This is a genomic window from Streptomyces sp. NPDC005820, assembly GCF_040630255.1.
Taxonomy (GTDB): Bacteria; Actinomycetota; Actinomycetes; order Streptomycetales; family Streptomycetaceae; genus Streptomyces.
This window is the reverse complement of the sequence record NZ_JBEXXE010000066.1, coordinates 1-22,481: the sequence shown is the minus strand read 5'-3', so window position 1 is coordinate 22,481 and position 22,481 is coordinate 1. Positions and strand designations below refer to the sequence as shown.

17 protein-coding genes and 2 pseudogenes are annotated in these 22,481 nt (G+C 71.5%); 9 read left to right on the top strand and 10 right to left on the bottom strand.

The window, feature by feature from the left end; translation table 11 throughout:
* Nucleotides 1–70 precede the first annotated feature (70 nt).
* From ABZ464_RS47330 to ABZ464_RS47315, 4 genes are all read left to right on the top strand, one after another.
* Nucleotides 71–883: a Tat pathway signal sequence domain protein gene (locus ABZ464_RS47330; protein ID WP_359288252.1), complete on the top strand. Its 813-nt coding sequence runs from the start codon at nucleotides 71–73 to the stop codon at nucleotides 881–883.
* A 59-nt stretch (nucleotides 884–942) separates the two neighbouring features.
* Nucleotides 943–2,262 carry a copper amine oxidase gene (locus tag ABZ464_RS47325; protein ID WP_359288250.1) on the top strand — a complete coding sequence of 440 codons (1,320 nt, stop codon included), beginning with the start codon at nucleotides 943–945 and terminating at the stop codon, nucleotides 2,260–2,262.
* A 102-nt stretch (nucleotides 2,263–2,364) separates the two neighbouring features.
* Nucleotides 2,365–3,603 (top strand): SAV2148 family HEPN domain-containing protein, encoded by a 1,239-nt coding sequence (locus ABZ464_RS47320; protein WP_359288248.1) that lies wholly within the window; start codon nucleotides 2,365–2,367, stop codon nucleotides 3,601–3,603.
* 129 nt (nucleotides 3,604–3,732) lie between these two features.
* Nucleotides 3,733–4,458: a 3'-5' exonuclease gene (locus ABZ464_RS47315; protein WP_359288246.1), complete on the top strand. Its 726-nt coding sequence runs from the start codon at nucleotides 3,733–3,735 to the stop codon at nucleotides 4,456–4,458.
* 7 nt (nucleotides 4,459–4,465) lie between these two features.
* Here the strand turns inward: ABZ464_RS47315 and ABZ464_RS47310 are convergent, their stop codons facing one another.
* Nucleotides 4,466–5,329, bottom strand: a complete 864-nt coding sequence (locus ABZ464_RS47310) for an aminoglycoside phosphotransferase family protein (protein WP_359288244.1) — start codon at nucleotides 5,327–5,329, stop codon at nucleotides 4,466–4,468.
* A gap of 84 nt (nucleotides 5,330–5,413) precedes the next feature.
* Between ABZ464_RS47310 and ABZ464_RS47305 the strand changes: the two are divergent.
* The 3 genes and pseudogenes from ABZ464_RS47305 to ABZ464_RS47295 form a co-directional block, all read left to right on the top strand.
* Nucleotides 5,414–5,555 (top strand): annotated as a pseudogene (locus ABZ464_RS47305) (sugar ABC transporter permease); the annotation flags it as partial.
* Nucleotides 5,556–6,004: 449 nt separating this feature from the next.
* The gene (locus ABZ464_RS47300; RefSeq protein ID WP_359288242.1) at nucleotides 6,005–7,228 is read left to right on the top strand and encodes a transposase; all 1,224 of its coding nucleotides are present in this window, start codon (nucleotides 6,005–6,007) and stop codon (nucleotides 7,226–7,228) included.
* Between the two features lie 40 nt (nucleotides 7,229–7,268).
* Nucleotides 7,269–7,748 (top strand): annotated as a pseudogene (locus ABZ464_RS47295) (nucleotide disphospho-sugar-binding domain-containing protein); the annotation flags it as partial.
* Nucleotides 7,749–7,820: 72 nt separating this feature from the next.
* Here the strand turns inward: ABZ464_RS47295 and ABZ464_RS47290 are convergent.
* On the bottom strand, nucleotides 7,821–10,076 hold the full coding sequence (locus ABZ464_RS47290) for an MMPL family transporter (protein WP_359288240.1): 2,256 nt from the start codon (nucleotides 10,074–10,076) through the stop codon (nucleotides 7,821–7,823).
* A gap of 211 nt (nucleotides 10,077–10,287) precedes the next feature.
* Between ABZ464_RS47290 and ABZ464_RS47285 the strand changes: the two genes are divergently transcribed.
* A complete protein-coding gene (locus ABZ464_RS47285) occupies nucleotides 10,288–10,836 on the top strand; it encodes a DUF1697 domain-containing protein (protein ID WP_359288238.1) in 549 nt (182 codons plus the stop codon).
* A 9-nt stretch (nucleotides 10,837–10,845) separates the two neighbouring features.
* Entirely contained in the window at nucleotides 10,846–11,856 is a 1,011-nt protein-coding gene (locus ABZ464_RS47280; RefSeq protein ID WP_359288236.1) for a 2-dehydropantoate 2-reductase N-terminal domain-containing protein, read from the top strand.
* Here ABZ464_RS47280 and ABZ464_RS47275 read toward each other — a convergent pair.
* The 8 genes from ABZ464_RS47275 to cysD form a co-directional block, all read right to left on the bottom strand.
* Complete coding sequence (locus ABZ464_RS47275) at nucleotides 11,846–12,643, bottom strand: serine peptidase (RefSeq protein WP_359288234.1); 798 nt, start codon at nucleotides 12,641–12,643, stop codon at nucleotides 11,846–11,848. The genes ABZ464_RS47280 and ABZ464_RS47275 overlap by 11 nt on opposite strands.
* Nucleotides 12,640–16,590, bottom strand: a complete 3,951-nt coding sequence (locus ABZ464_RS47270) for an NACHT and WD repeat domain-containing protein (protein ID WP_359288232.1) — start codon at nucleotides 16,588–16,590, stop codon at nucleotides 12,640–12,642. The genes ABZ464_RS47275 and ABZ464_RS47270 overlap by 4 nt, the downstream gene beginning before the upstream one ends.
* 294 nt (nucleotides 16,591–16,884) lie before the next feature.
* A complete protein-coding gene (locus ABZ464_RS47265) occupies nucleotides 16,885–17,625 on the bottom strand; it encodes a sirohydrochlorin chelatase (protein WP_359288230.1) in 741 nt (246 codons plus the stop codon).
* Nucleotides 17,626–17,633: 8 nt separating this feature from the next.
* Entirely contained in the window at nucleotides 17,634–18,515 is an 882-nt protein-coding gene (locus tag ABZ464_RS47260) for an ABC transporter permease (RefSeq protein WP_359288227.1), read from the bottom strand.
* The gene (locus ABZ464_RS47255) at nucleotides 18,502–19,305 is read right to left on the bottom strand and encodes an ABC transporter ATP-binding protein (RefSeq protein ID WP_359288225.1); all 804 of its coding nucleotides are present in this window, start codon (nucleotides 19,303–19,305) and stop codon (nucleotides 18,502–18,504) included. Before ABZ464_RS47255 ends, ABZ464_RS47260 begins: the two co-directional genes overlap by 14 nt.
* An 11-nt stretch (nucleotides 19,306–19,316) precedes the next feature.
* Nucleotides 19,317–20,453, bottom strand: a complete 1,137-nt coding sequence (locus tag ABZ464_RS47250; protein ID WP_359288223.1) for an aliphatic sulfonate ABC transporter substrate-binding protein — start codon at nucleotides 20,451–20,453, stop codon at nucleotides 19,317–19,319.
* A gap of 235 nt (nucleotides 20,454–20,688) precedes the next feature.
* Nucleotides 20,689–22,023 (bottom strand): GTP-binding protein, encoded by a 1,335-nt coding sequence (locus ABZ464_RS47245; RefSeq protein ID WP_359288221.1) that lies wholly within the window; start codon nucleotides 22,021–22,023, stop codon nucleotides 20,689–20,691.
* Between the two features lie 2 nt (nucleotides 22,024–22,025).
* Nucleotides 22,026–22,481, bottom strand: a 456-nt coding sequence (gene cysD, locus ABZ464_RS47240) for a sulfate adenylyltransferase subunit CysD (protein WP_359288219.1), incomplete at its 5' end; no start/stop codon positions are given.

The window sequence follows — 22,481 nt, the reverse complement described above, 5'->3', positions numbered from 1 at the left end:
ATTCGGCGGATGCCGCATTCAGTGGGGCAGACATACGTACTCCCGGCAACAGGGGGAGTAGGGGGCAATTGTGCGCACGACAGTGCGCCGCCACCTGGGCAAGGTGGTGGCGGGTACGGCCATCGCGGTGGCTTCGACAGCCGTGATGGTCGCGATCACCCTGCCGGGCACGGCGGGGGCGGACGACAAGACAGGCGGCGGGACCGGGCAGAGCGCCGCGCAGACGGCGGCCGACGGCGCGGGCGGCTCGGTGCCGGCGGGCGTGGTCGAGGCCGCGCCCGACGAGGGCGAGAAGGGCAAGGGCAGCGACCCGCTCACGGACGACGAGATGAAGCGGGCCGAGCAGCTCGCGTTCAGCCGGCAGGCGTTCAACGCCGCACAGAACGTCGAGGGCGAGCGCGGCCCGCAGCGCCTCGGCGTGGAGCTCGCCGCGCCCGACGCCGGCGAACTCGACGCCCCGGACGCGCCCCGGCGCGCCGACGTGACGTTCTACGACTACAAGACGGACACGGTCGTCACCAAGACCGTCAACCTCGACACCGGCAAGGTGGAGAACACCGGCACCCAGCGTGGCGTCCAGCCGCCGCTGAGCGTCGACGAGCAGACCGAGGCGGCCCGGGTGCTCATCGCCGACCCGCTCGGCGCCGGCCTGAAGGGCGACTACAAGGACGCCACCGGCAAGGAGCTCACCTCCCCGGACCAGCTGGAGCTCTCCAGCATGGTCTACCACTCGGTGCCGGGCGCCCAGCCGGCCGCACTCGACAAGTGCGGCGAGCATCGCTGCGTACGGCTGCTGCCGAAGGTGAAGAACGGTCCCTGGATCGACGCCCGGTCCTTCGTGATCGACCTCAGCGCCGGCAAGGTCGTCAAGCTCAACGGCTGACACGGCCCCGCACCTCCACCCTTCCCACCCGTCATCTCCTGTCAGGGAGTCATGTCCTCATGCACGTCACCAGAATGAGCCGTACCCAGAAGGGGGCGGCCTTCGGCCTGTCCCTGGCCGCGCTGGCCGTCGGCGCGACCGCCGGGGCCGGCCCCGCCGTCGCCCAGCCGAAGACCGCCCCCGCGGCGGCGGCCGCCGCCGACTGCAGCGCCGCCTACCGGATCGAACAGAAGCTCTCCACCGGCACCACCTGGCGCATGTGCTGGCGCTACGAGGCCAAGTCCGGGCTCGTCCTGGAGAAGGTCAGCTACCAGCCGCCCGGCGAGCCCAAGCCGATCCGCGTCCTGACCAGCGCCAAGATCGCCCAGATCCATGTGCCCTACGACGACGGCAAGAACGAGTACAACGACGTCACCGACTTCAACTTCGGCTCGGGCCTGGTCAATCTGAAGCCCGCGGAGTGCCCCGGCGGCACCATCAAGACCATCAAGGTCCCGGAGACCGACCCGTCCGCCTCGAACGTCAAGGGCATGTGCACCACGACCCGCTCGCGCGGTCACGCCTACCGCATGCAGGCCGACGCCACCAAGGTCTACCAGGCCCAGGGCAAGGACCTGCTGATCTACACGGTCAACAAGGTCGGCTGGTACGAGTACATGACCGAGTGGCGCTTCTCCGACGACGGCACCGTCAACATGAACGTCGGCGCCACCGGCAGCCTCTCGCCCTTCGACTACGACGCCGGCGACGGCCGCGGCTGGCCCATAGGCAGGGGCGCCCAGGCCAAGGCCACCAGCCACAGCCACAACGTCTTCTGGCGGCTGGACTTCGGCCTCGACGGCTCCTCCGCGAACAAGATCGAGCAGTACGACTCGAAGGTCAGCGCACCCGCGAGCGGCCAGCAGGGCCCGACCAACAAGACCACCCGCACGGCCGTCACCAAGGAACTCGCGGGCGACGCCAAGAACATGCGCTGGTGGCGCGTGGTCAGCGCCACCGGCAAGAACAAGGACGGGCACGCGCGCAGCTACGAACTCGTCCCCGGCGCCACCACCAAGTACTCCGGACGCAGCTTCACCAAGCACGACGTCTACTTCACCGAGTACAACAAGTGCGAGATGTACGCGAGCAACAACCCCCTCAACTGCGGTACGGGACACCCGAAGGCCGTCGACGGCTGGGTGAACGGACAGACCCTCAAGCACCCCGTGGTCTGGGTGAACGTGGGCTTCCACCACATCGCCCGTGACGAGGACCAGCAGCCCATGCCGGTCCACTGGCAGGGCTTCTCCATCGCCCCCCGGGACGTCACGGCCATGAATCCGCTCACACCCTCCGCGCTCAGGGGCGAGAACGGCATCCCCCGCGACGGCAGTTGAGAAACGACCTGCCCATCCGGCTGCACCGCCGACCGGTCCCGGAGTACCCTTCCTTGATCGTTGAGACGGGGAGAGCTCGGGGGAGCGGAAGGCGGTGCTTGGGTGGGCTCGGGAGGGCTGGAGCTGCCCCCTGGTGACGAGGGTCACGAGGGGAACTCCACAGACATCCCGCCCGGAACGGTGTCCCTGGCCCGGCCGATGGAGACCAACGCCATCGGCCCGGAGCTGGACTGGGACGCCGACGCCTGGCGCGAGGTGCGCACCCGCGCCCAGCGGGCCGGCCGGGCCTACATCTGGCTGAACCTCGTCGAACAGCGGCTGCGCGCCGTGGTGGCCGCCGTGCTGCGGCCCATCTACGAACCCGTCCACGGCGACGAATGGGTGGTCGCCGCGGCCGGTCCCGCCGGCCAGGAATGGGTGCAGCGCGCCGTCGCCGTCCGCGAAGTCAGCCGCCGCAAGGGCTACTTGCTCGACCCGGCCGACGACAACGTCATCTCCTTCCTGACGTTGCCGCAGCTGCGCGAGCTGATGGTGCAGCACTGGCCGTGCTTCGAGCCCTACCTCGACGACCGCCGGGACGTCGAACTCGCCCTGGACGAGCTGGAGGTGACCCGCAACGTCGTCTCCCGCAACCGGGCGCTGTCCGAGGCCGTGCTGGGCCAGGCCGAGCGGGCCTCGGCGCGGCTCCTTGAGATGCTCGGCACCGGCGGGGACGTGCCGTCCGCGCGCCGGCTGCCCGTGGACGCGGTCGAGGACCTCGTCGGCGACCGGTACGCGGACGTGGTCGCCGTCCACTCCGACCGGGTGCGGCTGCTGCGCCGGTTCCCCGCCGAGGACATCTTCGACGGCTCGCGCCGCATCGACGCCATCGGCATCGGCCTCAACCTGCTGGTGCAGAACTTCTCCGGCCGCCGTCTGGTCCGCCTCGCCGAGGCGGGTGCCCGGGTCCGGCTGCTCTTCCTCAACCCGGCCTCCAGCGCGGTCAAGCGCCGCGAGCGCGAACTCGGGATGAAACGGGGCGAACTCAGCCGCTCGGTGGAGATGAACATCCTCCACATGCGCCGGGTCCGCGCCCGGCTGCGCGACCCGGGCGCCTTCCAGATCCAGGTGTACGACGAGACGCCCCGCTTCACCGCCTACCTCGTGGACGGCGACGGCACCGACGGCGTCGCGGTCGTGCAGTCCTATCTGCGGCGCATGCGCGGCATGGAGGCGCCGGTGCTGGTGCTGCGCGGCGGCAACCGGGTGGTCAAGCCGGGCGAGGTGGACGAAGGCGGTCTTTTCGCGGCCTACCGCGAGGAGTTCGAACTGGCCTGGGCGGATTCGCGCCCTGTGTCCTGATTCATCCCGGTTTTCGGTGGTCCGTGATGCCCCCTCGGAGTGGTAAGCGGAACGCGGTCCTCTGATTGTCAGTGCCGCATGCGAAGGTGGAGACCACTGGGGGAAGCACCACCGAGAAGGGGGGCCGTCATGGCCTGGTACCGGGAGCTGCTCGTCGGCTTCGACCTGGAGACGACCGGGACGGATCCGCGCGAGGCGCGCATCGTCACGGGCGCCGTGATCGAGGTCGGGGACGGACAGGTACTCGGGCGCAAGGAGTGGCTGGCGGATCCGGGCGTGGAGATCCCGGCCGACGCGGTCGCCGTGCACGGGATCAGCAATGAGCGGGCCGCCGCCGAGGGCAGCCCCGCCGACCGGGTGGCCGACGCGATCGCCGACGTCCTCACGGGCTACTGGCGCACCGGCGTCCCGGTCGTCGCCTACAACGCGACCTTCGACCTCACCCTGCTCTCCGCCGAACTGCGCCGCCACGGCCTGCCCTCCCTGCGCGACCGGCTCGGCGGCCTCGACCCGGCGCCGGTCGTCGACCCGTACACCATCGACCGCTGGGCCGACCGCTACCGGCGCGGCAAGCGCAACCTCGAGGCGGTCTGCGCCGAGTACGGCGTCACCCTCGACTCCGCCCACGACGCCTCCGCCGACGCCCTCGCCGCCGCCCGGCTGGCCCGCGCGATAGCCGTCCGCCACCCCAAGATCGGCGCCCTCGGCCCGGCGGAGCTGCACCGCCGCCAGATCGAGTGGTACGCGGCCTGGGCGGCGGACTTCCAGGGTTTCCTGCGCCGCAAGGGCGAGACGGACGCGGTGGTGGACGGGGCCTGGCCCGTGCGGGAGCTCGCGGACAGCCCCGCCGTCTGACCGGCGCTCAGAACGGGTACCAGCGCACCGTCTCGTCCCCGTCCCGCAGCGACGCCACCCTGCGCTCGAACTCCGCCAGCGCCTCGGGGCCGGCGGGCGCGTGCTGGGCGACCCAGGCGCAGCTCGCCGTCTCCCGGGCGCCGCGCAGCACCGCGCAGCCCTCCCACTCCCGTACGTCCCAGCCGTAGGCCTCGGTGAAGGAGTCGTAGGCGTCGGCGGGCAGGCCGTAGCGGTCGCGGGAGAGGGCCATCACCACCAGATCGTGCTCGCGCAGATCCGCCGAGACGGTCTCCAGGTCGACCAGGACCGGCCCGTCGGGACCCACGTGCACATTGCGCGGCAGCGCGTCGCCGTGGATCGGGCCCGGCGGCAGCTCGGGGACCAGCGCGGCGGCCGCCGCCGCGAAGCCGTCGCGGCGCTCGCGCAGATACGCCGCGTCCGCCGGGTCGATCGCGTCACCGGCGAGCCGCAGCCAGCGTTCCACCCCGGACAGCAGATCCCGGGGCGGCAGACCGAAGGAGGGGGTGGGCAGGGCGTGCACCGACCGCAGCAGTTCGGCCAGATCCCGCGGCTCGGCGGGCCGTACGGCATCGGGCAGCCGGTGCCACACCGTCACCGGGTGCCCCTCCACCAGCAGCGGCTCCGGCCCGGCCGCCCGCACGGCGGGGACACCGGCCTCCGCCAGCCAGCCGGCGATGTCCAGCTCGCGCCGCGCCCGGTCCAGGAGTTCGGCGTCCCGGCCCACCTTCACCACCAGGTCACCGGCGGCGAACACCGCGTTCTCCCCCAGGGCGAGGAGCCGCGCGTCGTGCGCCGCACCGGGCAGCACCCCCGCCCCGGCCAGTACGTCCCGCGCCCTCGCCTCGTCCATCGTCCGCCTCCGTGTCCTGTGCAGGTTCCGGCCAGTCTCGCATTTCCACAGGTCGGGCCCTTGAGAAGATGCCGTACCTCGTCATTGGGCGTTTGGGTGGGAATGCCCGGGACCACGGTCGCCCTGCTCGCCGGACTTGCGGAACACCTCACGCGAGCTCTGCGAGGCGGCGGCGGCGGTGGACGGCGCGGCCGGGTGGCGTCGCTTCCTCACGGCCACCTGGCCGCCCTCAAACTGCCCTCGCGCTTGCGCATGCTCCCGACTGTCCCCTGCGACGGGACGGTCACGGCCGCATCCGCCGGTCCCGGCTATCTCGGGACCGGATCTGGCATGTTGGCGCATACTCACCCCGAATGCGCGCGATGGCGCACGTCGACCCCGGCGACGTGGTCATCGCTGCGAGGCGTAGGCCGCATCCACCTGCATGCAAGGCCGGGGAGGAGAGGAATCGCGTCCTGTGACAGGGATGCGGCGTGTCGCGGTGTCCGGCTTCCGGGCGCGGAGCGCCGCTGTGGTCTTCCCGGCTGAGTCGGGTGGGATCGAATGCGCGTGCCCGTGTTCGTCGATTGGAGTGGCCGTCATGGAAGTGGGGAGCGGGTGTGCGGGTCTCGATCGTATGGTCGTCGGGCAGGGGTGGGTGACCGGAACGAACAGCGAGCATGAGGGGGTGTTGGGGTGGCAGCGGTGAGCAAGACTGGCGGACTGGGGCATGCCCGGTACACCTACCGGCTTCGTGTGTCGTCGGCCGCCCGCACCACGCTGGAAGCGGAGTGGGATCGGTGTCGGTGGATCTGGAACGAATGCGTCGCCAAATCCCGCCAGTTGCACCAGCACAGCAAGGCCACTTCGGACGGCAGGCTGACGTGCGGCCCGGCTTGGCTCGACAAGCTGCTGACCTCGGCCCGTGCCGCGACACCGTGGCTCCATGACGGGGCGAGCGTCCCACAGCAGCAGATCGTCCGGGACTTCGCCAAGTCCCGCTCCAAAGCCCTGAAGGACATCGACAAGCGGCTGCCTGCACGGCAGCGCGCTGGGATGCCGCGCCACAAGAAGAAGCGCGAGGCCCTGCCGACGCTGAACTACACCACCCGGGGTTTCAGGCTGAAGGACGGCCGCCTGCACCTCGCCGGCGGGATCGTCCTGACCGTGGTGTGGTCCCGGGGGCTCCCGGCCGTGCCCTCCTCGGTGCGGGTGTACCAGGACGCGGTGGGGCACTGGTGGGCATCGTTCGTCGTCGCCACGGAGGTGCAGCCGCTGCCTACCACGGGCCGGGTGCTCGGCATCGACTGGGGGGTGAAGGAGACCGCCACCACCACATCCGACGACCACGACCTCCCCCACCCGCAGCACGGGCGCGCGGTTCAGGCAAAGCTGGGCCGGTACGACCGGATGATGGCCCGCCGCAGGCCGAAGAAGGGACAGGCATCGTCGAAGGGCTACCGTGAGGCGAAGAAGTGGCGGGCGAAGACCTACGCCAAGATTGCCCGGCAGCGGCAGGACGCCGCCCGCAAGTGGGCCAAGCGCGTCGTCCGGGACCACGACGCGATCGCCGTGGAGGACTTCCGTCCGAAGTTCCTCGCGAAGACCACCATGGCCCGCAAGGCGGCGGACGCGGCGATCGGAGCCACCAAGACAGCCCTCCTGGAGATGGGCCGCAAGCACGGACGCGATGTGCGTCTCGTCAACCCCGCGCACACCACCATGGACTGCGCGTCGTGCGGTGCGAGAACCAAGCACGCACTCCCTCTTTGGGAACGTACTTACGCCTGCACCACGTGCGGAGCCGTCTCCCCCAGAGACAAGAACTCCGCCCGCGTGATGCTCGTCCGGGCAGGTCTGAACCCGGCTGGTGCCGAGGGCGTAGGACCTCCGGGAGCGCCGCTCCCGCAGGCAGCCTGAGCCAGGAATCCCTTCCCCTTGAGGGAGAGGAGCAGTCAACAAGCAGCCCGCCTTCTACCGGGAGTGCGTCCGCGCCTTCGGCGGGCTGCCCGGCTGGCACCTGGTCCTCCAGGTCGGCAGACTTGTGACCGCCGACGAGCTCGGGGCCGTACCGGAGAACGTCGAAGTGCATCCGTGGGTGCCGCAGTTGACGGTCCTGAAGCAGGCCGACCTGTTCGTCACGCACGCCGGCGCGGGCGGCAGCCAGGAGGGGCTGGCCACGGCGACGCCGATGATCGCCGTACCGCAGGCCGTGGACCAGTTCGGCAACGCGGACATGCTGACCGGGCTCGGGGTGGCGCGGCGGCTGGACACGGCGGCGGCGACCGCCGGGGCGCTGCGGGAGGCCGCCCTCGCGCTCGTCGACGACCCCGAGGTCGCGGGCCGGCTGAGGGACATCCGGGCGGAGATGGCCGAGGAGGGCGGCACCCGACGGGCCGCCGACCTCGTCGAGGCCGCACTGCCCGCCCGGCTCCGGTAGTCCGGACGGGCGCACGACGAGGGCCCGTCGGTTCCCCTGTGACCGACGGGCCCTCCGTTCGTGAAGCCGGGATCAGACGGGCAGCCGCTCGCCCTCGTCGTCGCGCGCCACCCCGCCCGCGACGGCCTCCGGCGACTCGTCGTGCGTCATGTCCGGCAGCCAGCCCAGCCAGCTGGGCAGGTACCAGTTGCGCTCGCCGAGCAGCGCCATCACCGCCGGGAGCAGCACACCCCGGATGATCGTCGCGTCGATCAGCACCGCCGCCGCCAGGCCCACGCCCATCTGCTTCATGGACTGCATGGACAGCGTCCCGAAGATCGCGAACACGGCGACCATGATGACGGCGGCGCTGGTCACGACACCGGCCGTGGTGACGACTCCGTGCTGGATCGCCTCGTTCGTGCTCCGGCCCCGCATCCGCGCCTCACGGATCCGCGACACCACGAACACGTGGTAGTCCATCGACAGACCGAACAGGATCACGAAGAGGAACAGCGGGAGCCAGGTGATGATCGCGCCGACGCCCTCCGCGCCGACCAGTGAGGCGCCCCAGCCGTGCTGGAACACGGCGACCAGGATGCCGTAGGCCGCCCCCACCGACAGCAGGTTGAGCACGATCGAGGTGATCGCGACCGTCAGCGAGCGGAACGACAGCAGCATCAGCAGGAAGGCGAAGACCACCACGAACGCGAAGACCGGGACGACCGAGCCGATCAGCTGGTCGTTGAAGTCCTGGTTGCCCGCGACCTGGCCGGTGATCGGCGCCTCGACGCCGTCGACCTTGCCGAGCGTGTCCGGCCGCACCTCGTCGCGCAGCGTGTCCAGGCTCGCGCCCGCCTTGTCCTGGTCGGAGCCGCCGACCAGCGGGACGTACACGAAGGCGACGTTCTGCGCGTCGTGCAGCTTGATCTCCACCGGGCCGCGCGAGGCGCCCGAGCTGACCGCCTGCTCCTTGAACGCGGCCAGCGCGCCCTTCACCTCGGAGGAGTTGATGTCGTCGGCCTTGACGACGACCGTGGCCGGGTCGGAGCCGCCCGGGAAGGCCTCGTTGAGCCGGTTGTAGGTCTGCACGATGGGCAGCGAGTCGCCGAACTCCTGGTCCAGGGTGAGGTTCTGGGTCTTCATGCCGAGCGCCGGAGCGGCGATGGCGAGCAGCGCGCCGGCCGCGACGACCACGGACACGACGGGCTTCGCGAGCACGCCCTTCAGGACCGCCGACCAGAACCGGCTGCCGTTCTGCCCGTTGTTGCCGTTGGTGCGCCGCCGCAGGAACGGGAGACGGCCCTTCTCCACCCGGTGGCCGAGCAGCGACAGCAGCGCCGGCAGCACGGTCACCGAACCGACCATGGCGACCGCCACCACCATCAGCGAGGCCAGGCCCATCGCCTCGAAGGTGGCGAGCCCGGTGAACAGCATGCCCGCCATCGCCACGCACACGGTGACACCGGAGACGATCACGGCCCGGCCGCTGGTCGCCGCGGCGATCCGCAGAGCGGTCTCCGGGTCCCGGCCCGCGGCCCGCTCCTCGCGCTCTCGGCGCAGGTAGAACAGGCAGTAGTCGACGCCGACGGCGAGACCGACCAGCAGCATCACGGAGCTCGCGGTGTCGTCCATCGGCTGGAAGTGGCTGACGATCGCCATCAGGCCGGTCGTCGCCATGATCGCGGTGAGCGCGAGCGCCACCGGCAGCAGCGCCGCCACCAGCGCGCCGAACGCGATCAGCAGGATGCCCAGCGCGACCGGCACCGCGGAGTACTCGGCCTGCTGGAAGTCGTCGCCGAAGGCGTCGTCGTACTGCTTCATCATGCTGGCGCCGCCGATCTCCTCGATCCGCAGCGACGAGTGGTCCTTCCGCACGCCGTCGACGGCCTTCAGCACCGGCTCGACCCGCTCACCGGCGGTGTCCGAGTCGCCCCGCATGTCGAACTGCACGAGTGCGCTGCGGCCGTCCTTGGAGATCGTGTCCGTGTCGTACGGCGAGGTCACGTCGGTGACCTTGCCGGTCCCCTCCACGGCCTTCACGATCGCGGCGACGGCGGACCGGAACTCCGGGTCCGTGGCCTTGAGCGCCCCGTCCTTCGCCTGGAGGAGCACGGTCTCCCCGGCCGGCTCCTCGATCCCCGCGTCCTCGATGATCTTCGCGGCGGTGTGGGTCTCGCCCCCCAGCTGGTCGCTCTCCTTGACCTCGACCGTGCCCGCCGCCGAGCCGATCCCCATGGCCAGGACGACGAACAGCACCCAGATGCCGACGGCGGCCCATCGGTGGCGTGCACTCCAGCCGCCGGCCCGGGCCGCCAGGCCCCGTACCCGCGTATCTCCATGTGCCATGACGGGCCTGCCCCCTCGTGAGCGGTGGCAGCCCCCTGCCGCCACCTTTCGATTCGAAGGTATGGCGCGGATAAAGCCTTCTCGTCGTGCTGTCCGGTGAAGTGCGGGCCGCCGGGGTCCTCCCCTCGGAGCGGGCCGCCTCACCGCAGGGGAGGAGGTGGGCCCCTACATCTATCCTGCGATCTAGGGGGCCGACCCTAGGCTGAGGGGCATGACGACGATGTACGCGGCCCTGTTGCGCGGGATCAACGTGGGCGGAGCCAGAAAGCTCCCGATGGCCGACCTCCGCACCCTGATGCAGGGGCTCGGCCACCACGACGTCCGCACCTACCTCCAGAGCGGCCAGGCGGTCTTCTCCTCCACCCACGGCGACGAGGAGAGCCTCGCCGCCGAACTCGCCGGAGCCATCGCCCAGCGGTTCGGCTTCGACGTCGACGTCCTCGTCCGCGACCACGCGTACCTGAAGACGGTCGCCGAGGCCTGCCCGTTCCCCGCCGCCGACCTTCAGCCCAAGCAGCTCCACGTCACCTACTTCTCCGCACCCGTCGAAGCCGAACGCTTCGCCGACGTCGACCGGCCCGCCCACCTCCCCGAGGAGTTCCGCCTCGGCGACCGCGCGCTGTACCTGTACGTCCCCGACGGCCTCGGCCGCTCCAAGCTCGCGGAGACGCTGTCGAAGCCCCGCTTCACCAAGGGGCTGGTGGCGACGAGCCGCAACTGGAACACGGTGGTCAAACTGGTGGAGATGACGGGACCGTAGGCTCGTCCCATGCGTTACATCATCATCGGGGCAGGGGCGGTCGGCGGCACCGTCGGCGGACGGCTGGCGGAGGCCGGACAGGAGGTCGTCCTGGTCGCCCGGGGCGCCCACGCGGCCGCGCTCAGGGAGGGCGGGCTGCGGCTGATAGTGCCGCAGGGCGAGCTGACACAGCGGCTCCCCGTGGTGGCCGGGCCGGCGGAACTCGGCGTGCTGCGCGCCGACGACGTCCTCGTCCTCGCCGTGAAGACCCAGGACAGCGAGGCGGCCCTCGGCACCTGGGGCCCCGCCCCGGTCGAGGGCGGCGGCACGGCCGCCGAACAGCTGCCGCTGGTCTGCGCGCAGAACGGGGTCGAGAGCCAGCGCCTGGCCCTGCGCCGCTTCCGGCAGGTGTACGGCGTCTGCGTCTGGCTGCCCTCCACCCATGTCGAACCCGGCGTCGTCTCCGCCGCCGGCAGCCCGCTCACCGGCATCCTCCACCTCGGCCGCCACCCGCACGGCACCGACGACACGGCCCGCCGGATCGCCGCCGACCTGGAGAAGGCGCACTTCGAGGCACCGGTCGTCGAGGACGTGGCCCGCTGGCAGTACGCCAAGCTGCTGTCCAACCTGGGCAACGCGCTGGAGGCGGTGGCCGGCGGCCTGGGCGGCGATCCGCAGGCCGAGACGTTGTTCGCCCGGGTCCGGGCGGAGGGCGCCGCCGTGCTGGACGCGGCGGGCATCGCGCACGCCGGCCCCGAGGAACAGCGCGCCGTGCGCGGCGACAAGGTCACCCTCGTCCCCCTCGACGGGGTCCCGCGCGGCGGCGGCTCCTCCTGGCAGTCCCTCACCCGGGGCGCCGGCACGATCGAGGCCGACTACCTCAACGGCGAGATCGCCCTCCTCGGCCGGCTGCACGGCGTACCGACCCCGCTGAACGAACTCCTCCAACGCCTGGCGAACGAGTCCGCGCGGGAGCGGAGGGCGCCGGGGGCGCTGGGGGTGGCGGAGCTGGTGCGCCTGGCCGACGCCGTCAGCGGCTGAGCAGCGCCGCGCTCACGCTCGGATGCCGCAGATAGTCCAGCACACCGTGCGGCCACCACGGCGCGATGCTGACGTCCGGCAGCTGCTCCACCTCCGGGAAGACCCGGGCCAGTTCACCCTTCGGTACGGCGACGAAGTCCCCGACGTCGGCGAGGTTCACCCACCGCCGCACATTCCCCGGCTTCGCGCCGAAACCGTCCCGTGGCGCGGGGGCGAGCCGGTGGAAGATCGCGTGGGGGAGGGCGAGGGGCGAGCCGAGCGTGAGGAACAGCCGGACGTCGAGGTCGTCGCCGAGGGCGTGGAGCGCCTCGTACGCCACCACACTGCCGAGCGAATGGGCGACGACGACGTCGGGGCGGTGGCGCAGAAGGGCTTCGCGCACGCGATCGAGCACGGCCGCCCGCCGGTCGGCGAAGTACCGGGCGACCTCGGGGAAGGCCAGCTTGACCGCCTTCTCGACCACCACCGGGTTCTCCCCGCAGCGCCGGGCGACCTCCCCGCAGATCCAGCGCAGCCAGCCGGTGGCCCGCCCCTGCACCCCGTCCGGTGCGACACCCCAGGCGGCGGCCCACTGCTCGACCAGCGCCACCTCGGCGTCGTCCAGCTCCTCACCCTGCCGCTCGCTGCGGAGCAGGTCCGCGTAGTAGGCGGTCTCCAGATCGAGGGAGGGGAGCGCGGCGCCGAGGGCGCCCTGCCAGTCGGCACGCAGTCGCTTCGCGCCGAGGGCGGGGGTGGTGTCGGCGGCTTTGTAGTTACGGACGCCGTGGATGCCTAGGGTGCGGGTCATGCGGGGGTGTCCTTCGGGGGGTCGGTGGGGAGGGCGAAGGTGGCGAGGGCGCCGTTGACGACGGCGTAGAGGTGGTGGGGGCCGGCGAAGCCGTAGGCCCTGGGGATGTCGGGAAGCGGAACACGCAGGCAGGGGTGGAGTGTCGCGGTCTCCCAGACCATGAGGACGGGGGTGTCCTGCTCCAGGAAGGCGAGGGCCATGAGCGTGCTGTCGTGGGAGAACGTGAGCGATGCCGACCGTCCCCGCCCGCCGATGGGCAGGACGTCGGGCTGCGGCAGCACATCTGCCGAGCCGAGCCGGAACACATACGCGTGCAGGTGGTCCAACGCTGCCAGGGTGCGACCGTCGGGAGAGACGAAGAGCTCGTACGCGCCGCGGCCCAGGGCCATACGGGCGAGCGTGCGGCCCGTGGCCGGGTCGCGGAGCAGCAGCAGTCTGCTCGCGGGTTCATGGACGGCGATGAACGGGGCGGTGGGGGAGCCGGCGACGGCTTCCTCCTCGAACTGCGACACCTCGGGGGACTGCAGCTCCTGGGAGAAGTCCTTCCAGAGCGCGAGGCGTCCAGCGCTGTCGCCGCTGACGAGTACACCCGTGACCGGGTGCACGGCCATGGCGGTGACCGAGTCGCCGCTCTGCGGCCGATCGAGCACGCGCGCCGCCGCCACGTCCACGATGTCCAGTGACCCCCAGCCGCCGACGACCAGCAGCGAGCCGTCGGGCGTGAAGGCGATCTCCGAGCCGTCTCCGTCCCTCAGGTCGATGTCCGCCACGTGCTCGCGCGTTGCGGCGGAACGAAGCGACACAGCGCGACGGGAGGTCGTGGCGAGCAAGCGGCCGTCGGGAGAGAAAGCGGCGGCGTGGGCGTTCGTGCGGCTGATCGACGTCCATCGGTCGTCCTCGGACTCCCAGAGCGTGACCCCGGCGGTGCCGCACGCGACGAGGAGACGCCCGTCCGGGCTGAAGGCCACATCGTGGACCTCCTCCACGTCCTCCACATCCTCGCCCGGCTCCCGGCGGGCACGCTCCACCGGACGGCCGTCGACGATGTCCCACACGGAGACGCCCTGTTCCCTGCTGCCGACCGCGAGCCGACGCCCGTCGGGAGAGAAAGACAGCGCTGTGGCGGTACCGGTCCGGCATTCCCATGGCGGTCCGGCGAACACCTGGTGGTGCACATCCCACAACTGGACGCTCCGGCGGAAGGACGACTTCGCGATGGCGAGCAGCCGACCGTCGGGAGAGAACGCGATCGTCTTGACGGTGGCGGATCCCCCTCGGCCGATCCGAGGGGCGATCGGCTTCCAGGTCTCGGTTTCCAGCAGCTCGATTCCGCTCCAGGTGGTGACGGCCAGGAGACCGCCGTCCGGAGAGAAGGAGACATGGTCGACTCTGCTTTGGGAATGGTCGACGAAGCGGTTGCCGGACACAGCCGTGCCGCCCTCCGCCCACCCGAGGGCGTACGCCGCCGACTCCGGCCGTACCGCGAGCTGGCGGGCGATGTCGGCGAACACCCGCCGCAGTTCGCCGAGTCCCAGGCGTTGCGCGTCGAAGGCGAACACGGCCGCCCGGTCGGAGGCACTGCGGAGCCGGGCGTGGGTCCGCCACGAGGCGCTGAGCAGCCGCATGCTGTTCTTCGCCGGTTCGCTCCGGACGAGGTCCATCGCCCGGTGGTCCTCCCGCAGATCGAAGCGGACGAGGAAGTACGGGTCGGTGAGCAGCGCCTCCGCCTGGGCCGCCGAGCCGGCCTGTGCGGCGTGCCCCAGGGCGTGGCGCAGCACGTACGGCTCGTCGTCGGCGGCCTCCCACGGATCCTCGCCGTCGTCCCCACCCCCGGTGAAGGGCTGGATGAGCTCGGCGAGGAGCCGCGTCTCGAGGGCGGCTCCCGCCGCCTCGTCCAGCGGATCCTCGCTCACGGGGTGGCTCCGCAGATAGTCGACCAGCCCCTGGTGGAAGAGCCGGTACAGGGTTTCCCCGCTCTGCGGGTCCGTGCCATAGCGCAGGTACGGCGACGCCTCCCACAGGGTGTTCCGCAGCTCCTCGTCGTCGATGTCCTCGCAGTCCGAGGCACGCAGACAGCGACGCAGCACCCTGCGCGGCATTCCGTCGCCGCGGGACCGGGCCAGCACGGCGAGCACGGCCCGCAGGGCGGGGAAGTCCTGGCGCCGGGTGGTCAGGATCGACTCCAGCAGGGACGGCAGATCCGCGGACGCCGCCTTCGCGTACGCGCCGGCGCCCGCCTCGTCCTGCGGAGGGTGCTTGAGGGTGAGCAGGAAGTGCACGTACAGACCGGCGAGGAGGAAGGGGCCCCAGGGCTCGCTCGGGCGGGCGCCGCGGACGATGTACCGCGCTCCCCGCTTCGCCAGGACGTCGACGAACTCGGCCGGTGCGCCGGTGGCGTAGGCCTCCCGGGCCCGCAGCATGGAGCGGATGTACCGCTGCACGTCGTCTTCCACCGTGAGGGGCGAGGCCGTGTCCAGGTCGATGCCCTCGCTCAGGACGTGGGTCACCTCTTCGAGGGCGTGCAGCGCGGTGACGACCTCACGCCGGCCGCCGAGCAGGATCCTGCACGGCCTCGCACCGGTGCCCCGGACCGGCGCGAGAAGGTCGGCCACGAGACGCAGTACCTCCTGGGGTTCGCCGCTCTCGTCGACCGCGTCGATCACGAGGAGACGGTCCCCGCCCTCCTCGGCGAGCGCCCTGCTCAGCCGACGGGCGTTCCAGGGAACCGAGGTCGCGCCGTCGGCGCTTCCCTCCGCGACCTCCCGCTCCAGCCCCGCCACCGAGGCGATCGCCTCCACCACCTGCTGCGCACTCCGCTGCCGCGCATGCACCGCCACCACCCCCGGCACCTCGGGCAGTTCCCGCCCCGCCGACTCCCACAGCTCCCGGAACCGCTGCCGCAGCGCGGGATCGGCGGCGCAGACGATCACCCCCAGCAGCCCCGACTTGCCGGCCCCCGCCGCGCCCGTGACCGTCAGCAGCGGGCCGTCCCCCGCCAACCACCGTGTGTACTGCTCCAGTTCCGCCGCCCGTCCCGAGAAGAACCCGGCGCCGGTGTCGGTCGGGACGAGTCCGCGTCCCGACGCTCGGTCGGCGAAGTAGGCCGAGTCGTCGACCTGTTGGTCTCCCGACCCGGAGGCGTCCCCGGTGCCCTCGCCGGGCACGTACCCCAACGACCTCTGCCGCAGCTGCCGTTGTTCATCGGTCAGCCCCACCAGCCGCGGGTTCGGCAGGAACGGCCAGTCCGCGTCGCCCTGTTCGACATGGAAGCCCAGCGACAGCCGCAGCCCCGCCGAGTCCTTGCGGTTGACCCGGATCACCTCGCGCACGAACCGGCCGAAGGAGACCGACTCCTCGTCGAGCGCGAAGTCCCGGTCCGCAAGCCGGTGCAGGGCGGCGGCGACCCACCCGCTGAACCGCCCCCGCTCGGTCGGCGTGTCCGCGACGCACGCCCCCAGCGCCCACACCCCCCGCTCCACGTCCAGTTCGGTGAACGGCTGCCGTCCCGTCGCTGTCCCCGCCGAGCACGTGTCCACCAGGAAGACCACCCGCCGCCGGTTCCCGCCCCGCCCCACCTCCTGCTGGGCCTTCTCGATCCAGCGGTCGACGTCCACCTCACGGTCGTCGCGCGCGACGAACGACAGCCGGGATCCACGGTCCACCCGGCCGTGCCCGACGAGGTGGACGACGATCACATCGGCGGGCCCCGGTTCCTTGACCAGGCGGCGGCGCAGCAGTGTCTCGATCTCGTCCTCGTCCAGGTCGAGGGCGGTCGCGACGTCGGCGTTCAGCCGGTCGAAGGCCTTGGCGACCTCCTCCACCCGCCCCGCGACGAAACCGAGCTCCTCCTCCGTGCCGCCCTCGTCGAAACTCCCCACCCCGATCGACAGCACCGACACCCGCGGAGCACGCCGCCCTTCGGCCGCCCCGCCAGCAGACTCGTCCACCACGATCTCCCCCGCGCACCGTACGGACCCACGACCGCCCGGAGGGCCACACCCCCCGGCACGACCTCCCGACGCTACCGGATCCCCTTCCCCCTCACACCCCGTCAGCCGGAAGCGACCGACTCCGGCTCACCACCACCCCCGGACTTCCGTATGCGGCTGCCCTGGGCCGGCACGAGCATCACCGGACGCGGCCTGCTCCCGCCGCCGACGCCCATCTCCCCGGCCCGCGGCCCGACCCCCTGTCCGGAACCCCGCCCGGTCACCGACGACACCCAGGCCGCTGTCGTCCGCTCAGGCCCCGACCGCCGCCAGCGTCGGCACCCGTGCCGTGTCGTACCGTTCCAGCAGCAGCCGTGCCACCTCGGGCGCCGGGCCCAGGACCTCGGCCAGGACGTCCGCTTCCGTCGCGCCGCGGGCGATGCGGTCCGGGAGGAAGCCGGGTGCCAGGACGTACGGCGCGACGGCGACCCGCGCACAGCCCAGCTCCCGCAGGGCGCGCACCGCGTCCTCGGTGCGCGGCAGGGATGCGGAGGCGAACGCAGGCCGCACGGCGCACCAACCGGTGTGCCGCCACTCCCGCGCGATTGCTGCGATCACTGCGATCGCCTCCGGGTCCGTGGACCCCGCCGAGGCCAGCACGACCCCGGTCGAGGACTTGTCGGCGGGCGTCAGGCCCGCCTCGTACAGCCGCCGGTCCAGCGCCCGCAGCAGCAGCGGCGACGGGCCGAGCACCTCGGCCTGCCGGATCCGCAGTTGCGGCGGCGCGTCCCGGAGGACCGCCGGGATGTCCGCCTTCGCGTGGAAGGCGCGGGTGAGCAGCAGCGGGAGGGCGACGACGTCGCGTACGCCCTCGGCCGCCAGGGACTCCAGCACTCCCTGCACGGAGGGGACGTTGAAGTCCAGGAAGCCGGTCTCCACGCGCAGCCCCGGCCGCAGCGACCGCACCCGCCCTACGAGGGCGTGCACCGTCGCGGCGTGCCGCGGATCGCGGCTGCCGTGGGCGATGACGAGGAGGACCGGCCCGGTGCGCATCCTGCGGATCAGCCCCTCACCAGCAGGCCGCGGCTGCGCAGCACCCACCGCTCCAGCGGGCTGAAGATCAGCAGGTCGATGGCGATGCCGACGAACAGGATGAGCAGGATCGCCTCGAACACCATCCCCATGTCGCTGGCGTTACGGCCGTTCTCCAGCAGCTGGCCGAGGCCCACGCCGAGGTCGGGGAAGGACGCGATGATCTCCGCCGCCATCAGCGACCGCCACGAGAACGCCCAGCCCTGCTTCAGACCGGCCACATAGCCCGGCAGCGCGGCCGGCAGCGTGATGTAGATCGTGCCCTTGACGCCCGTCGCGCCCATGGTGCGGCCGGCCCGCAGGAACAGCGGCGGCACCTGGTCGACGCCGGACACCAGCCCGTTGGCGATCGAGGGGACCGCGCCGAGCAGGATCACCGCGTACATCATCGAGTTGTTCAGACCCAGCCACAGCACGGCCGGCGGCACCCACGCCACCGACGGCAGGGACTGGAGCCCGGACAGGATCGGGCCGATCGCCGCCCGGACGAACTTCACCCGCGCCACCAGCAGCCCCAGCGGGGTGCCGATGGCGAGCGCGAAGAGGAAGCCGAGCAGACCGCGCGAGACGCTGGTCCAGATGTAGCCGAGCAGCTTGCCCTCGAGCCAGGCGGTCTTCAGCGTCTGCCAGACGTCCCCGGGGGCCACCAGCTTGGTCGGGTCGTCGACGACCTTGAACGCGATCTGCCAGACGACCAGCAGCAGCGCGGTCGCCAGGATCGGCGGCAGGATCTTGTCCACGAAGGTGCGCGCGAACGGCGTCCGGCCGGTGGTGGTGACACCGTCCAGCGCGTCGAGACCGGCCTCGACGCTCCCGGAGTCGGCGGCGGACTTCGTCTCAGTGCTGGCCATGACGGCGGATCTCCCCACGCAGGACATCGGTGATTTCCAGGGACAGTTCCGCCACGGGCGCGTCCTCGATACGGCGCGGCTGCGGGATGTCGACCACCCACTCGCGCGCGATCCGGCCGGGCCGGGACGACAGCAGGATCACCCGCTGGGCGAGCCGCACCGCCTCGCGCACATTGTGCGTGACGAACAGGACCGACAGGCCCGTCTCCGTCCAGATCCGGGTGAGCTCGTCGTGCAGCACATCCCGGGTGATGGCGTCGAGCGCCGCGAACGGCTCGTCCATCAGCAGCAGTTGGCTCTCCTGGGCGAGCGCGCGGGCCATCGCCACCCGCTGCCGCATACCGCCGGACAGCTCGTGCACCCGCTTGCCGTACGCGCCCTTCAGCCGGACGAGTTCGAGCAGCTCCTCGGCGCGGCCGCGCCGGTCGTTCTTGGCGACTCCCCTGAGCTTCAGGGCGAGTTCGATGTTCTTGCCGGCGGTGAGCCAGGGGAACAGGGCGTGCTCCTGGAACATCAGCGCCGGACGGCCGTCGGTCGTGATCGACCCGGCGGAGGGCTGGTCAAGGCCGGCCACCAGGTTCAGCAGCGTCGACTTGCCGCAGCCCGAGGCCCCCAGGAGGGTGACGAACTCACCCGGCGCGACATCGAGGGTGATGTCGTCCAGGACGAGCTGCTGCCCGCCCGGGCCCGCGAAGGACTTCGAGACGTGGTCGAGGCGCGCCGCGTACTCCACCGTTTCGGCGGCCTTGGCGAGGGTCGTGCTCATGGTCGTCACCTCCTGGGAACTCATCGGAACTTCGGTCAGCTGCCGCTCACGCCGAGACCGGCGTCGTCGACCGCGGTCTCACCCGCGGCCTTGAGGACCTTGTTCAGGATCGACAGGTCGTAGATGCCCTTGAGGTCGGGCTTCTCCAGCAGGCCCGCCTTGACGGCGTGCTCCGCCTCGGTGCTGAGGGTGGAGGCCAGCGGGTCGTTGATGAACTGGATCGACTTCCACGCCGGGTCCAGGACGTCCGTCGGCAGCGCCTTGCCGGAGTCCGCCTCCAGCTGCTTGTTCGCCGCCGCCTTCGCCTCGTCCGGGTTGGCGTTGATCCACTTGTTGGTGTCGACCGAGCCCTTCAGCACGGCCTCGACGACCTTCGGGTGCTCGGTGAGGAACTTCTGCGACACGATGATGTTCGTGATCACGAACTTCTGGTCGGGCCACAGCGTCGACTCGTCGAGGAGCACCTTGCCGCCCTCGGCGACCAGCTTCGACGCGGTCGGCTCCGGCACCCACGCCCCGTCGATCGAGCCCGCCTTGAACGCGTCCGGGGTCACCTTGTTGTCGCTGCGGACGACGGTGACGTCGCCCTTGCCGCTCTGCGCGTCGACCTTCCAGCCCTGGTCGGCGATCCAGTTGAGGAACGCCACGTCCTGGGTGTTGCCGAGCTGAGGCGTGGCGATCTTCTTGCCCTTGACGTCCTTGAGGGACTTGACCTTGTCCGGGTTCACGACGAGCTTCACGCCGCCGGAGGCCGAACCGCCGATGATCCTCAGGGACTTGCCGTCGGACTTGGTGTAGCCGTTGATCGCGGGGGAGGGGCCGATCCAGCCGATGTCGATGGACCCGGCGTTCAGTGCCTCGATCTCCGAGGGACCGGCGTTGAAGGTGGCGTACGAAGCCTTCGTGGCGCCCAGCGCCTTCTGGAAGATGCCCTGCTCACGGCCGACCAGAGCGGTCGCGTGGGTCAGGTTGCCGAAGTAACCGATCTTGACGGTGTCGAGCCCGTCGATCTTCTCCGCCCCGGCGGCGACCTTCTCGTTCTTGTTGGTGTCCTTGGCCTCGGACCCGTAGCCGCAGGCGGCGAGGGTGAGGAGGGGGAGAGCGGCTACGGCGGCGAGGCCGCGGCGAAGAAGCGTTGAGCGGGTCGAGCGGGTTGAACGGCTGGCAGGCACGGGAGGGGTTCCTCTCGTTGGCCCGGCGGTCACGGTCTTTCAGGTCGTGGCCGGGTAATCGGCAAAGGGTCTTCGTCGCTTCCGGGACGTCGGGTGGGGGGACGGGGCGCGCAGGCAGTGCGCGTACGTCAACGCACACATCGCGCCACTCCGCCCTGTCCGCTGCCGAGGGCGCCGCTGCCGACCCGGCCGCCCTCCTTCGCGAACGACCCGTAGAAATCCGTGGAGTTCATGATCAGAAGTCCCAGCCGTCGTCGTCGGACTCGTCCTTGACGGGCTCGGGGGAGGCGAACGACTCGCCGACCATGCCGGCGGTCAGCGTCGTGCCGTCCGCCGGATCGATCAGGATGAACGATCCCGTACGGCGCGAATCCGCGTAGGAGTCCACCGGCAGCGGCTCCGCGGTGCGGATCTTCACCCGGCCGATGTCGTTGGCGGCGAGCTGTCCCGGGTGCGGGTGCAGGGACAGGTCGTCGAGCGTGAGCCGGGACGGGATGTCCTTGACGATCGCCTTGACCGTGCGGGTGCCGTGCTTGATCAGCACCCGGTGACCGACGGTCAGCGGCTGGTCGGCGACATGGCACACCGTCGCCTCCACGTCCTGCGTGGTCGCGGGCGCGTCCTTGCTGGGCACGATCAGATCACCGCGCGAGACGTCGATGTCGTCGGCGAGCAGCACGGTCACCGACTGCGTCGTCCACGCCACGTCCACCGGCGCGCCCAGCAGGTCGATCCCGGAGATCGTCGAGGTGCGGCCGGACGGCAGGACCGTGACCGGGTCGCCCACCCGGAAGGTGCCGGCGGCGATCTGGCCCGCGTAGCCCCGGTAGTCGGGGTGCTCGGCGGTCTGCGGCCGGATCACGTACTGCACGGGCAGCCGGGCGTGGCAGTGCGCCAGGTCGTGGCTGACGGGGACGGTCTCCAGGTGCTCCAGGACCGTCGGGCCGCCGTACCAGTCCATGGTGGCGGAGGGCTCCACCACGTTGTCGCCGGCGAGCGCGGAGATCGGGATCGCGGTGATCTCCGGGACGCCCAGCTCGGTCGCGTACGCCGTGAACTCCTCGGCGATCGCCGCGAACACGGACTCCCGGTAGTCGACCAGGTCCATCTTGTTGACGGCGAGGACGACGTGCGGGACGCGCAGCAGGGCCGCGATCGCCGCGTGCCGGCGGGTCTGCTCGACGACGCCGTTGCGGGCGTCGACCAGGATCACCGTCAGCTCGGCCGTGGAGGCACCCGTGACCATGTTGCGGGTGTACTGCACATGGCCGGGCGTGTCGGCGAGGATGAACCGTCGCTTCGTCGTCGCGAAGTAGCGGTAGGCCACGTCGATGGTGATGCCCTGCTCGCGCTCGGCGCGCAGCCCGTCGGTGAGGAGGGCGAGGTCGGGGCCCTCCTGGCCGCGGCCGGCCGAGGCGCGCTCCACGGCCTCCAGCTGGTCGGTGAGGACCGACTTGGAGTCGTGCAGCAGCCGGCCGACGAGGGTGGACTTGCCGTCGTCGACGGAGCCGGCGGTGGCGAACCGCAGCAGCGTGGTGGCCGAGAGCTCCTCGGCGGTGATCGTGCTCATGGCTAGAAGTACCCCTCGCGCTTGCGGTCTTCCATCGCGGCCTCGGACATCTTGTCGTCGGCGCGGGTGGCGCCGCGCTCGGTGAGCCGGGAGGCGGCGATCTCGGCGATGACCTGGTCCAGGGTCACCGCGTCGGAGTCGACGGCACCGGTGCAGGACATGTCACCGACGGTCCGGTAGCGCACGAGGCGCTTCTCGACGGTCTCGCCGTCCTTGGGACCGCCCCACTCACCGGCGGTCAGCCACATCCCGGACCGCTGGAACACCTCCCGCTCGTGCGCGAAGTAGATGTCGGGCAGCTCGATGTCCTCGCGGGCGATGTACTGCCAGACGTCGAGCTCGGTCCAGTTGGACAGCGGGAACACGCGGACGTGTTCGCCGGGCGCGTGGCGGCCGTTGTACAGGTTCCACAGCTCGGGCCGCTGCCGGCGCGGGTCCCACTGGGAGAACTCGTCGCG

What these genes read in the sequence shown, in the direction of transcription:
- ABZ464_RS47245 (WP_359288221.1), bottom strand. Translation starts at nt 22,023, where the DNA reads ATGAGCACGATCACCGCCGAGGAGCTCTCGGCCACCACGCTGCTGCGG.
- ABZ464_RS47265 (WP_359288230.1), bottom strand. Translation starts at nt 17,625, where the DNA reads ATGCGCACCGGGCCGGTCCTCCTCGTCATCGCCCACGGCAGCCGCGAT.
- ABZ464_RS47285 (WP_359288238.1), top strand. Translation starts at nt 10,288, where the DNA reads ATGACGACGATGTACGCGGCCCTGTTGCGCGGGATCAACGTGGGCGGA.
- ABZ464_RS47290 (WP_359288240.1), bottom strand. Translation starts at nt 10,076, where the DNA reads ATGGCACATGGAGATACGCGGGTACGGGGCCTGGCGGCCCGGGCCGGC.
- ABZ464_RS47260 (WP_359288227.1), bottom strand. Translation starts at nt 18,515, where the DNA reads ATGGCCAGCACTGAGACGAAGTCCGCCGCCGACTCCGGGAGCGTCGAG.
- ABZ464_RS47315 (WP_359288246.1), top strand. Translation starts at nt 3,733, where the DNA reads ATGGCCTGGTACCGGGAGCTGCTCGTCGGCTTCGACCTGGAGACGACC.
- ABZ464_RS47255 (WP_359288225.1), bottom strand. Translation starts at nt 19,305, where the DNA reads ATGAGTTCCCAGGAGGTGACGACCATGAGCACGACCCTCGCCAAGGCC.
- ABZ464_RS47325 (WP_359288250.1), top strand. Translation starts at nt 943, where the DNA reads ATGCACGTCACCAGAATGAGCCGTACCCAGAAGGGGGCGGCCTTCGGC.
- ABZ464_RS47275 (WP_359288234.1), bottom strand. Translation starts at nt 12,643, where the DNA reads ATGACCCGCACCCTAGGCATCCACGGCGTCCGTAACTACAAAGCCGCC.
- ABZ464_RS47280 (WP_359288236.1), top strand. Translation starts at nt 10,846, where the DNA reads ATGCGTTACATCATCATCGGGGCAGGGGCGGTCGGCGGCACCGTCGGC.
- ABZ464_RS47310 (WP_359288244.1), bottom strand. Translation starts at nt 5,329, where the DNA reads ATGGACGAGGCGAGGGCGCGGGACGTACTGGCCGGGGCGGGGGTGCTG.